This is a genomic window from Herminiimonas fonticola (genome assembly GCF_040395855.1).
GTDB lineage: Bacteria > Pseudomonadota > Gammaproteobacteria > Burkholderiales > Burkholderiaceae_D > Oxalicibacterium > Oxalicibacterium fonticola_A.
This window is the reverse complement of the sequence record NZ_JBEBPO010000006.1, coordinates 1-12465: the sequence shown is the minus strand read 5'-3', so window position 1 is coordinate 12465 and position 12465 is coordinate 1. Positions and strand designations below refer to the sequence as shown.

Sequence of the window (12465 nt, the reverse complement as noted above, 5' to 3'; positions counted from 1 at the left end):
TTTAACCGACCATACGCCGAAACTCATGAGCATTGTTGATAACAGAAAAGCATTCCACGATTATTTTATCGAGGAGCGCTTCGAGGCCGGCATCGTATTGCAAGGTTGGGAAGTCAAGGCCATACGCGCCGGACGCTCGCAATTGAAAGAGGCATACGTGATCGTGCGCAACGAAGAAATTTTCCTCTTCGGTGCGCATATCAGCCCGCTGACCTCCGCCTCCACACACGTCACGCCCGATCCGGTACGCACCCGCAAGCTGCTGCTGAAGGCCGATGAAATCAAAAAACTGTCGATCAAGGTTGAACGTGCCGGCTACACGCTGGTGCCGCTCAACCTGCACTACCAGAAAGGCTATATCAAGTGCGAGATCGGACTGGCGAAAGGCAAGAAACAGCACGACAAGCGCGATAGCGAGAAACAGCGCGACACCCAGCGCGAAATCCAGGCGGTAATGAAACAGAACCGACGATAAAAAAACGGCGCCCTTGAGCGCCGTTTTTTATTTAGCCGAGATTCTTCCGGTTTGCCGGGCAGGCTCAGGACTTGATCTGCGCCCCCTGCGATTTCACTACCTGCATGGCAGTCGCAATCAGTCCGCTCATATCGCCCAGATTGGCTGGGATGATGATGGAATTATTGGTCTTCGCCAGCTTGCCGAATGCTTCGACATACTGTTCGGCCACTTTCAGATTCACAGCATCCGAGCCACCCGGCTCCCGTATCGCCGATGCGGTTTTACGGATTGCCTCGGCAGTCGCCTCTGCAATCGACAGAATGGCCGATGCTTCACCTTGCGCACGATTGATCGCCGCCTGCTTCTCGCCTTCCGAACGGGCAATCGATGCCTCGCGTTCGCCGGTAGCGATATTGATCTGTTCCTGCTTGCGGCCTTCCGACGCTGCGATCAGTGCGCGCTTCTCACGTTCGGCAGTGATCTGCGATTGCATTGCATGCAGAATTTCACGCGGCGGTGTCAAATCCTTGATTTCATAACGCAAGACTTTCACACCCCAGTTCGCCGCCGATTCATCTACTGCGCCAACCACGCTGTGATTGATCAGGTCGCGCTCTTCAAAGGTCTTGTCCAGCTCCATGCGCCCAATGACTGAGCGCAACGTTGTTTGCGCCAGTTGCGAAATCGCCGAAATATAATTCGATGATCCATACGATGCACGCATGGGATCGGTCACCTGAAAATACAGAATGCCATCGACTTCAAGCTGCGTATTGTCCTTGGTGATACAGACCTGCATAGGCACGTCGAGCGGAATTTCTTTCAGCGAATGCTTGTAGGCGATGCGATCGATGAAAGGCAGCACGATCTTCAGGCCAGGGCCCAGCGTTGCATGATATTTACCCAGACGTTCCACTACCCACGCATGCTGTTGCGGTACGACGTTGATCGTCTTGACGACAAAAACAATGACGACGAAGAGCAAAAAAATGATGGTAGTGCTTGTAGTACCAAACATGTGAACTCCTTGGTATGTTGCGATTAGGTCGTAATGTAACTGATCTGCAAAACGGCAGGTTTAATTACCAGCCGCATTGTTATTGATGACAATCAGCCGGTTGCCCTGCACTTCCTGAATCCGGAACTGGCCTGCTACTGCTGTGCCGCCGCTGGCCAGCTCGACATCCCACAAGGCGCCGCGATACATGACACGTGCTGTACTGGCGGCACCCGCAACATTGCGCCACTCTGCAACTTCCAGCGTTTGTCCGATATCAAGATTCACACCGGGATCGCGCGATGCGTCCAGATTTTCCGACTTACCAAAACGACTGCGCCGCAAGGCAAAGGTACTGATCGCAGCCAGTACTGCCGCCACGATGCACTGCCATGTGCCGCTCGCGCCGCTCAGTGCAGCAATGCCGCCTGCCGCAGTACCGATGGCTATCATCAATAGATAAAAGGTGCCGGTTGCCATTTCCAGTATGATCAACACGCATGCCACTGCAAACCAAATCATCCAGTCCGTCATCAGTATTCCTTTACGTATTCCTTTGGTTATTAAGCAAAAAACCCTCGCAGTCCGGAGAGCAACGAGGGTCAAGAAACCACGATAAGGCTTGTTCAGTGTTATCCGGTCGGGTGTCCACAGTCTAGTCTAAAAAACTGTGATCGGAAAAAATATAAGCACCCGACCGTTTCACTTACTTATTCAGCGACTTTATTACAGACGTTTAGCCAGACTCTGCCATGTTTCGATCACTGAATCAGGATTGAGTGAAAGTGAAGTAATGCCTTCCTTCATCAGCCACTCTGCAAAATCCGGATGATCCGATGGGCCCTGACCGCAGATGCCGACGTACTTGCCCTGCTTGCGGCATGCAGCAATCGCACGCGAGAACAAGGCCAGTACCGCAGGATCACGCTCGTCAAAATCGGCAGCCAGAATTTCCATGCCGGAGTCGCGATCCAGGCCCAGCGTCAGCTGCGTCAAATCGTTGGAACCGATAGAGAAACCATCGAAGTAATTCAGGAATTCTTCCGCCAGAATTGCATTCGATGGCACTTCGCACATCATGACGATGCGCAAGCCGTTTTCACCACGCTTCAAGCCATTCTTCGCCAGCAGGTTAATGACTTTCTCAGCCTGGCCCAGGGTACGAACAAACGGCACCATGATCTCGACGTTGGTCAGACCCATCTCGTCACGCACGCGCTTCATCGCCTTGCATTCCATCTCGAACGATTCGGCAAAATCAGGTGCGAGATAACGCGCTACACCGCGGAAACCCAGCATCGGATTTTCTTCATCCGGCTCGTAACGCGAACCGCCGATCAGCTTCTTGTACTCGTTCGATTTGAAATCCGACAGACGCACAATCACCGGCTTCGGCCAGAATGCAGCCCCGATGGTGGCAATGCCTTCCGCCAGTTTGTCGATATAAAACGCCTTCGGCGACGCATGACCGCGTGCGACCGATTCCACTGCCTTCTTCAAATCCGGATCGATGTTCGGATATTCCAGAATTGCTTTTGGATGGACGCCGATATTGTTGTTGATGATGAACTCCAGACGCGCCAGACCAACACCTGCATTTGGAATCGACTGGAAGTCAAACGCGAGCTGAGGATTGCCGACGTTAAGCGTGATCTTCAATGGCAGTTCAGGCAAATCGCCGCGTGCGATTTCTGTTACTTCAGACTCGAGCAAGCCGTCATAGACCTTGCCTTCATCGCCTTCAGCACAAGACACCGTGACCAGTGCGCCATCCTTCAACAACTCGGTCGCATCACCGCAGCCGACCACAGCCGGCACACCCAGTTCACGCGCAATAATCGCTGCATGACAGGTACGACCACCACGATTGGTAATGATGGCGGAAGCGCGCTTCATGACCGGTTCCCAGTTCGGATCGGTCATGTCGGCAACCAGTACATCGCCAGGCTGCACGCGTTCCATGTCTGCTGCATCCAGAATGACGCGAACCGGACCGGCACCGATCTTCTGGCCAATCGCACGACCTACGGTCAATACAGTGCCGCTGCCTTTCATCTTGAAACGCTGCTGCACGTCGGTCGTCTTTTGCTGCGACTTGACGGTTTCCGGACGCGCTTGCAGGATGTACAGCTTGCCATCCAGACCGTCCTTGCCCCATTCGATATCCATCGGACGACCGTAGTGCTTTTCAATGATGACGGCGTACTTTGCCAGTTGCACGATTTCTTCGTCGGTCAGCGAGTAGCGATTGCGCATGCCGATAGGCACATCCACGGTCTGCACCGAACGCCCTGCTTTCGCTTCGGCAGTGAATTCCATCTTGATCAGTTTGGAGCCGATGTTGCGGCGGATGATAGGCAGCTTGCCCTGTTCCAGCATCGGCTTGTGCACATAGAATTCGTCAGGATTGACGGCGCCCTGCACCACTGTTTCGCCCAGACCATAGCTGGAAGTGATGAAGACCACATCCGTGAAACCGGATTCGGTATCCAGCGTAAACATCACACCGGCGGAACCCAGATCGGAACGCACCATGCGCTGCACACCAGCTGACAATGCTACTTCAGCGTGGGTGAAACCCTTGTGTACGCGATACGAGATGGCGCGGTCGTTGTACAGCGAAGCGAACACGTGCTTGATGGCTTCCAGCACATTATCGATACCGACAACGTTGAGGAAAGTTTCCTGCTGACCGGCAAACGAGGCATCCGGCAAATCTTCAGCGGTAGCGGAAGAACGCACGGCAAACGACATTTCCTTGGATGAATCAGAGGAAAGAGCTTGATAATACTGGGTGATTTCATTCAGGAGTCGCGGCTGAAACGGTGTTTCCACGATCCATTGCCGAATCTCGGCGCCAGCCTGCGCGAGCGCACGGACGTCGTCGGTATTCAAATCGGCCAGCCGATCTGCAATGCGTTGCGCCAGACTCAGTCCACCGCCTTCGGAATGTTCAAGAAAATCCCGAAACGCCTGCGCCGTAGTGGCAAAGCCACCCGGCACCCGCACACCCGCTTCCGCGAGCTGACTGATCATTTCACCCAGTGAAGAGTTTTTACCTCCCACCGAGTCCACATCGGACATCCGGAGATGTTCGAAGGAAATGACGTAATTTCCTTCTGCTACCTGGTCATGCTTAATACCAGTGTTTACTACGTTCGACATAACAACCTCTGCTTTGATGACAAGAAATCTTCATGCGTGCCTTTCTGAGGCTACAGTTTTTGTTATTCTTCGAGAGCGGCCTTGGATAAAAACAGCTATTGGCCGCCATTTTACCGAATCCCGTCTCGATGCGCATCGCAGTGCAGCATTTTTTTAACTTACATCAGACTTACATTTTATTTATGTCCACTCCTGCAAATCGCTCCACGCCCAGCGCACGCACCGTTTTTTTCGTTTCCGACGGTACTGGCATTACTGCTGAAACCTTTGGTCATTCGGTATTGACGCAGTTCGATTTGCGTTTCAAACAGATCCGCCTTCCTTTCATCGATACGCTGGACAAGGCACATGATGCACTGCGCAAAATCAATGATGCATTTGCACTCGATGGTCAACGTCCGATTATTTTTTCGACGCTGGTCAAAGCCGAACTATCGAAAGTAGTGCGGCAATCCAAAGGCATGCACATGGATTTGATTCAGACTTTCGTTGAGCCGCTGGAGCAGGAACTGGGTGTGAAATCGACGCATACGATAGGCCGCAGCCATACCAGCACCGATTCGGAGGAATACAAAAACCGGATCGAAGCCATCAATTTTTCCCTGGCACACGACGATGGGCAGTCGAACAAGAATCTGGCGGAAGCGGATGTGATTCTGGTTGGCGTCTCGCGCTCCGGAAAAACGCCGACCAGCCTTTTTCTGGCGATGCAGTATGGCATCAAGGCGGCAAACTATCCTTTGATACCCGATGATTTTGCGCGGGAAAAATTGCCTGGCGATCTGCTGGAATACAAGAGCAAGATATTCGGCCTCTCGATCGCTGCCGACCGGCTGGCAGAAATCCGCAACGAACGCCTGCCCGGCAGCAAATATGCGGCGCTGGCAAACTGTCGTTACGAAATCAATGAAGCGGAAAAAATGATGCGCCGCGAAGGCATACGCTGGATGTCATCGACCACCAAGTCGATTGAAGAAATTTCCGCCACCATACTGCAGGAAATCAAATCCGAACAAAGAACGGATTAAACGGATCAGGAACGCGCGGTTTTTTGCCGTACCTGCTCGAAGAAGCACACTGCCGAACTGGCAGCCACGTTCAGTGACTCGATCGCACCCAGATGCGGAATCGTGACCTGGTGCGTAGCCAGCGCCAGTAAATGTTCTGCCACGCCCTGCCCTTCATGCCCGAACAGCCAGGCAACCGGCTGCGTCAGATCCAGATCGTAGAGCCGCTTCTCTGCATGCGAACTGGTGGCGATGACAGGAATATCGGCGCGCGCAATCAAGGCATCGAGATCGACGTTTTCAAAAATCTCCAGCAGAAAATGCGCGCCCATGCCGGCACGCATGACCTTGGGCGACCATGCAAAGGTGGTTCCGGCGCTGCAAAATATCTGCTTGATGCCGGCGGCGGCGGCGCTACGCACAATGGAGCCGAAGTTGCCCGGGTCCTGCACCTTGTCCAGCAGAACTGCAGACTGCAACAGTCGTTGCGGCTCGGCCAGTTCCGGTGTATCGATGACGAACAGAATATCGATGCCATGCTCAACCTGGCTTAATGCGTGGAACAAGGCATCCGGCAACACGATGCATTGCGTGTGGCTGTCGCTGCACTGCTGGACGATCACCGTCACTTCACCATTGAGCAAGGCTGTTTCACTCGCAATGCACAGTGGCGGCAGACCGACCTGCTGCAGATACGCTTCGCACAGATGTATACCGTCGAGCAAAGTGCGCCCAGCCTTGCGGCGCGCCTGCGAACTGGTAGCGAGATGCTTCAACTCCTTGTAGAGCGGATTGTCGCGCGATGAAATGGTTTTGGTCGTCATGATGGCTCAGCGTTTGTCATTCACAACTGCGCTACCCAGCAAGGCACGTACAGGCGCATACGATTTGCGATGTACGGGTGACACGCCATGTTCACGCAGGCGCTCCAGATGCAACGCCGTTGGATAACCCTTGTGCTGGTCAAACGCGTAATGTGGGTAAGCAATATGCAGCAATCCCAGCGCATGGTCGCGCGCTGTTTTCGCCAGTATCGATGCGGCCGAAATAGCCTGCACCTTGTCGTCGCCCTTGATGATCGCTTCCGCACGCACGGTCATCACCGGGCAGCGATTGCCATCTATCAGCGCCAGCGTCGGCTGTATGTGCAAACCTTCCACCGCACGGCGCATCGCCAGCATCGTCGCCTGCAGAATATTCAGACTGTCGATTTCTTCTTCCGAACATTGGGCAATCGACCAGGACAATGCATGCGCCTTGATATCGATCGCCAGCGCATCACGTCGCACTTCGCTTAATTTTTTTGAATCGCGCAAACCGTCTATCGGCCGCATGGGATCGAGAATGACCGCAGCTGCGAATACCGGGCCGGCCAAAGGTCCGCGCCCTGCCTCGTCGACACCACAGATGACGTCCTCATCCAGACTGCTGAACAAGGAAAGATTGGTATCGTTTTTTATTGCCATGACGGTCTTTTAAATTCTATTGCAGTAAATGCCAGGGCTTCAGGCGCGACGCGGCGATTGTGCAATCAATTCGAGTACCGCACGTGCGCTTTCGCCGGCGGTGTCGCGCAACAGCGTGTGGTGCATTTCAGTAAAGCGGCGCTGCAGGTAATCTCGATGCGCACCATCCTGCAATTGCTGCCACAAGGCATCTGCCAGCGCTTGCGGCGTAGCCGCATCCTGCAACAGCTCCGGCACCAGAAATTCCTGCGCCAGGATATTCGGCAAACCTATCCATGGTTGATACCCCATATGCCGCAGCACATGCCAGGATGCGCGCATCATTTTGTAGGCAATCACCATCGGTTTCTTGAACAAGGCTACCTCGAGCGAGGCAGTGCCAGATGCCACCATGACTGCATCTGCCGCCGCCAGTGCCCGATGCGATTGCCCGTCTATGACCTTGATCTGCACATCCTGCAAACCGGCCTGCGCAATCAGTTCATTGAAGTAGCGATGTTGCGCCTCGCCAGCCATGGGCGCGACAAACTGCAGCGACGGATCGCGTTGCAGCAATAGCTTGGCTGCCGCCACAAAAGCCACTGCATTGTATTTCAGCTCCGACATCCGGCTGCCCGGCAGCAGCGCCACGACAGGCGCATGTGTGGGCAAATTCAGTGCCACGCGTGCGGCGACCTGATCCGGCTCCATCGGTATTACCTGCGCCAGCGGATGACCGACGTAGGTTGCGGGAATCCCGGCCTGACGATAAATTTCTTCTTCAAACGGAAAAATCACCAACATGTGCGATACCGCACGCGCAATTTTCTTGATGCGTCCGCCGCGCCAGGCCCAGATCGATGGGCCAATGAAATGCATGGTAGGGATGCCGGCGCTCTTTAGTTGCGCTTCGAGTCCGAGATTGAAATCCGGTGCATCGACACCAATGAAAACCGCAGGCCGTTCGGCCAGCAACTGGTCGCGTAACGCAATTTGAATGCCCTTGATTTCACGATAATGTGCGAGCACTTCAAACAGCCCGCGCACCGACAGTTTTTCCATCGGAAAGTCGCTGACAAAACCGTGCTGCGCCATATTCGGACCACCTATGCCGTGCATCAGCGCATCCGGCAATTGCGGGCGCAAGCCGGACAGCAGGCGTCCCGCCAGCAAGTCGCCGGAGGTTTCACCGGCGACCATTGCTATCGCGGTCTTGCCGACAAGATCAGCGGATGATGCCACGGGGAGATGTTTCGATGAAGGTGCGCAATTGGCGCAGATAGAGCGCTGCGTCAGGCGATTTGCTTTCTTCCGCCAGCAAAGCCGCCTTGGCTTCTTCGAGCGGCAGATTGGCGCGATAGATGATTTTATAGCCGCGCTTGATCGCCATGATCTGCTCGCTGCTGAAACCGCGCCGTTTCAAGCCTTCACTATTGATGCCGGCCGGTACTGCGCGATTGCCGGCAGCGGTCACGAAGGGCGGAATATCCTGGCTGACGGCGGCAGTAAATGCCGTCATCGCATGCGCGCCTATACGGCAGAATTGATGGACCGAAGTAAAGCCACCGAGAAAAACCCAGTCTTCCAGGTGAACGTGACCGGCCAGCGTCGCATTGTTGGCAAGAATGATGTTGTCGCCAAGCTGGCAATCGTGCGCAATATGGACGTAGGCCATGATCCAGTTGTCACTGCCCAGACGCGTGATGTTGGCGTCCTGCGTCGTGCCCAGATTGATGGTGACGAATTCGCGTATGGTATTGCGATCGCCGATAGCAAGCTGCGTCGGCTCGCCTGCATATTTCTTGTCCTGCGGCGCCGCACCGATGGAGGCAAACTGGAAGATCGTATTGTCGCGGCCTATGGTGGTATGGCCTTCCACCACCACATGCGGACCGATCTTGCTGCCGGCGTCTATCTTGACATGCGGACCGATGACGGAATACGCGCCGACCTCAACTGAAGTATCGAGCTGCGCCTTCGGATCGACAATCGCAGTGGAATGGATCAGGCTCATTATTACTGCCCCGTAGTCGAACCCGCATCGTTAATGGTACGCATCGTGCACATCAACTCGGCTTCCAGCGCAATTTGTCCATCAACCGAACCGCTGGCCTTGTACTTCCAGATGCCGCGCGCATTGCGCAAGATTTCAACTTCCATTTTCAGCTGATCGCCCGGCTCGACCGGGCGCTTGAAGCGCGCGCCATCGATGCCGATAAAATACACCACGCTATTGTCGTCCGGCTTCTGCCCCATCGTCAGGAAGGACAGCAAGGCGGCAGTCTGCGCCAGCGCTTCTATCATCAGCACGCCCGGCATCACCGGCTTGTGCGGGAAATGGCCATTGAAGAACTCTTCATTTGCAGTGACATTCTTGATTGCAGTAATCGACTTGCCGGATTCCCACGTCAATACGCGATCGACCAGCAGCATCGGGTAACGATGCGGCAAATATTGTTTGATCTGGTTGATATCGAGTGTTTTCATTTCCGGCACTTTATTTTCCTGATTAGTCATTCTTGTTCTCGCTCTTGCATTTCACTCTTGTTCATCGCCTAGCGATTTGATTGTTTTTTCCATTTCGCGGATTTTCTCACGCATCGTCGCCAAATTGCGTACGATCACGGCAGATTTTTCCCATTCTGCATTTTTTGCCAATGGATAGAATCCCGTGTATTGCCCTGGTTCGTTGATCGAGCGTGACACCAGGCTGCCGGATGATATATGCACGCGATCGGCAATCGTCAAATGTCCCAGCACCATCGCTGCGCCACCAAATGTGCAATATTTTCCTATCACCGCACTGCCTGCCACACCGACACAACCGGCCATCGCCGTATGCGCGCCAATATGGCAGTTGTGGCCGATCTGAATCTGATTGTCGAGCTTGACGCCGTCTTCTATTACCGTATCGGCCAGTGCACCGCGATCGATCGAAGTATTCGCGCCGATTTCGACGTCATCGCCTATCCTGACAGCACCGGTTTGCGGAATCTTGATCCAGGTACCGCCTTCATTGGCAAAACCAAAACCATCCGCACCGATCACTGCACCGGGATGAACAATGCCGCGTTGACCGATACTGCAGCCGGCGAGAAAGGTCACGCGCGGATAAAAATGCGTAGCCGCGCCGATACGTACATCGCGACCGACGAAACAGCCGGCATCAATCACACAGGCATCATCAATGATGGCACCTGCTTCTACCGTCACATGCGGCCCGATGGATGCGCTTGCCGCGACCTTCGCCTGCGGATCAACGCTCGCGGTAGGATGTATCCCCGCTGGCGCTACATAAGCATGCAATGCCGCGAACAATTGTGCCGCACGCGCAAAATAGGCATACGGATTGTCGACGACAATGCGCGCACCCTGATAAGTCGCGGCGACGATTTCATCATCCGCAGCGGACAGAATCAGGGCAGCCGCACGCGTTTGTGCAGCCTGTCCTCTAAACTTGGGATTGGAAAGAAACGTGATGTGCGACGCATCTGCATCGCCTAACGGCGCGATGCCGACAACTTCAATGTCCGCATCGCCTATCAACCGGCCCCCCAAGCGTTCGACCAAATCTCCCAGCCGAGTGCTCATCGTTGCCTTTTTATTTTATTTGCTCAGTGCTTTGAGCACTTTGTCGGTAATGTCGACACGTGGGCTGATGTACACAGCTTCCTGCAACACCAGATCGTACTTCTCTGCTTCAGCAATCTGCTTGATGACGCGGTTCGTGCGATCGATGACATTTGCCATCTCTTCGTTACGACGCTGATTCAGATCTTCCTTGAATTCACGTTGCGTACGTTGAAAATCCTTGTCCGCTTCAACCAGCTCACGCTGACGTTTGTTACGGTCGGATTCCGACAGTACGGCGGCGTCCTTGTCCAGTTTGTCTGCCATATTTTTCACCTTGACAGCCATGGACTCTAGGTCCTTCTGACGCTTGGCAAATTCCTGTTCGATCTTGGTCTGTGCCGCCTTGTATGGCGCTGCCTCACGGAAAATACGCTCGGTATTGACTACGCCGACTTTCATATCTTGCGCCTGCACGCCAGAAACCACAAACAAACCCGCAACGAACAATGCCAGGCCTTTGGATACCACTGATAGTTTAGTAAACGACTTCAAAGTTATCTCCGTGTTTCAAATTTCGATTTCCAGCTGCTTATTATGCCTGAAGCGATCAGAAACCTGTACCCATCTGGAATTGGAACGCCTGGGTTCTATCCCGTTCATTGATCGGACCATCTGTATTCGCATTCAAGGCCTTGCCGAAACTCAACTTCAACGGGCCCAGAGGTGATACCCAGCTCAAGCCGATACCCACCGATGTTTTCATGCCGCCGCCACCGAATCCGTCTGCATACACATTACCTGCATCGAAGAAGGTGAACCAGCGCAGGGTGCGATCAGTACCGGAACCTGGGAATGGAAATTGCAATTCGGCATTGGCAATGATACGTGACGATCCGCCCAATGGGTCGCCATTGCTCTTCGCCTTCGGCCCGATCGACGAACCTTCATAACCACGCACGGAACCGATGCCACCGGCATAGAAATTCTTGAAAATAGGATAGTCTTTGCCACCCAGACCCTTGCCATAATTGACTTCGCCATTCAAGGCCAGCGTCGTACTGCCGCCAAACAAGGGTTTGAACCATTGATGCTGGTAAGTAGTACGGAAGTAATTCGCGTCACCGGCTGGCGAAATTTCAAAATTAGCACGTTGATAACGCCCTTTAGTCGGTACCAATGCACTATCCCGATTATCACGCTGCCAGGCTACTGTCAGGGGGATGCCTGTGGCACTGGCACTACGCTTTCCATCTGGATAACCACTAAAATCAGCTGGTTCAGGCAAGCCCAACATGCTATTCACGTAGCGCTGGTACACCTCCGGACTGTCCTCGTAAGACGGGCTAAGACCTTTGTAGACTTCAACTTCGGTACGCTCAACACCGGCACCGAAAAATACTGTATCGAACTCGGAAAACGGCACACCGAATTTGATATTGCCGCCGGTAGTACGAATCCGGTAATCGCCGTTATTAATAGTCGGCGGTCTAGTCGTACGAATAAATGCTTCGTAACTACGACTGATGCCGTCATCGGTAAAGTAAGGGTTCGTGCTCGATACTGCGATAGTACGATTCAGGCGGCTGGTATTGACATCAACACCTATCGTGTTACCGCTACCGAAAGCATTGGCCTGGTTGATTCCCGCACTAAGGGTTAGTTTCTCATTACTGGAAAAACCTGCGCCCAGCATGATGTTGCCGGTCGGTTTTTCAGTCACGCCTAGATTGATATCCACCTGATCGGTTTTACCCGGCACGTCCGGTGTTTCAAGCGTGACGTCGGTAAAGTAGTCGAGACGATCGACGCGATCGCGCGATA

13 protein-coding genes are annotated in these 12465 nt (G+C 53.8%); 2 read left to right on the top strand and 11 right to left on the bottom strand.

Annotation, left to right across the window (positions count from 1 at the left end; all coding sequences use genetic code 11):
* Window positions 1-25: 25 nt before the first annotated feature.
* Window positions 26-475, top strand: a complete 450-nt coding sequence (gene smpB, locus ABWP27_RS01840; RefSeq protein WP_353152821.1) for an SsrA-binding protein SmpB — start codon at window positions 26-28, stop codon at window positions 473-475.
* A gap of 64 nt (window positions 476-539) precedes the next feature.
* Here smpB and ABWP27_RS01835 read toward each other — a convergent pair whose 3' ends face one another.
* The 3 genes from ABWP27_RS01835 to ppsA all read right to left on the bottom strand — a co-directional run bounded on the left by ABWP27_RS01835 (window position 540) and on the right by ppsA (window position 4619).
* Window positions 540-1475: an SPFH domain-containing protein gene (locus ABWP27_RS01835; protein ID WP_353152819.1), complete on the bottom strand. Its 936-nt coding sequence runs from the start codon at window positions 1473-1475 to the stop codon at window positions 540-542.
* A gap of 60 nt (window positions 1476-1535) precedes the next feature.
* On the bottom strand, window positions 1536-1988 hold the full coding sequence (locus tag ABWP27_RS01830; protein WP_353152817.1) for an NfeD family protein: 453 nt from the start codon (window positions 1986-1988) through the stop codon (window positions 1536-1538).
* A gap of 192 nt (window positions 1989-2180) precedes the next feature.
* Window positions 2181-4619, bottom strand: a complete 2439-nt coding sequence (gene ppsA, locus ABWP27_RS01825) for a phosphoenolpyruvate synthase (protein ID WP_353152815.1) — start codon at window positions 4617-4619, stop codon at window positions 2181-2183.
* A 182-nt stretch (window positions 4620-4801) separates the two neighbouring features.
* Between ppsA and ppsR the strand changes: the two genes are divergently transcribed.
* Window positions 4802-5647: a posphoenolpyruvate synthetase regulatory kinase/phosphorylase PpsR gene (gene ppsR, locus ABWP27_RS01820; RefSeq protein WP_353152813.1), complete on the top strand. Its 846-nt coding sequence runs from the start codon at window positions 4802-4804 to the stop codon at window positions 5645-5647.
* Between the two features lie 5 nt (window positions 5648-5652).
* Here ppsR and ABWP27_RS01815 read toward each other — a convergent pair whose 3' ends face one another.
* The 8 genes from ABWP27_RS01815 to bamA form a co-directional block, all read right to left on the bottom strand.
* A complete protein-coding gene (locus ABWP27_RS01815) occupies window positions 5653-6450 on the bottom strand; it encodes a TrmH family RNA methyltransferase (protein ID WP_353152811.1) in 798 nt (265 codons plus the stop codon).
* 6 nt (window positions 6451-6456) lie between these two features.
* Window positions 6457-7092, bottom strand: coding sequence for a ribonuclease HII (rnhB, locus tag ABWP27_RS01810; RefSeq protein WP_353152809.1), 636 nt, complete (start codon window positions 7090-7092; stop codon window positions 6457-6459).
* 39 nt (window positions 7093-7131) lie between these two features.
* Entirely contained in the window at window positions 7132-8271 is a 1140-nt protein-coding gene (lpxB, locus tag ABWP27_RS01805) for a lipid-A-disaccharide synthase (RefSeq protein WP_353152897.1), read from the bottom strand.
* A 25-nt stretch (window positions 8272-8296) separates the two neighbouring features.
* Entirely contained in the window at window positions 8297-9085 is a 789-nt protein-coding gene (gene lpxA / locus ABWP27_RS01800) for an acyl-ACP--UDP-N-acetylglucosamine O-acyltransferase (protein WP_353152807.1), read from the bottom strand.
* 2 nt (window positions 9086-9087) lie between these two features.
* A complete protein-coding gene (gene fabZ, locus ABWP27_RS01795; RefSeq protein WP_353152895.1) occupies window positions 9088-9558 on the bottom strand; it encodes a 3-hydroxyacyl-ACP dehydratase FabZ in 471 nt (156 codons plus the stop codon).
* Between the two features lie 51 nt (window positions 9559-9609).
* Window positions 9610-10662 carry a UDP-3-O-(3-hydroxymyristoyl)glucosamine N-acyltransferase gene (gene lpxD, locus ABWP27_RS01790; protein ID WP_353152805.1) on the bottom strand — a complete coding sequence of 351 codons (1053 nt, stop codon included), beginning with the start codon at window positions 10660-10662 and terminating at the stop codon, window positions 9610-9612.
* Window positions 10663-10677: 15 nt separating this feature from the next.
* Complete coding sequence (locus ABWP27_RS01785; protein ID WP_353152893.1) at window positions 10678-11103, bottom strand: OmpH/Skp family outer membrane protein; 426 nt, start codon at window positions 11101-11103, stop codon at window positions 10678-10680.
* A gap of 148 nt (window positions 11104-11251) precedes the next feature.
* On the bottom strand, window positions 11252-12465 hold a 1214-nt coding region (gene bamA, locus ABWP27_RS01780), incomplete at its 5' end, for an outer membrane protein assembly factor BamA (RefSeq protein ID WP_353152803.1).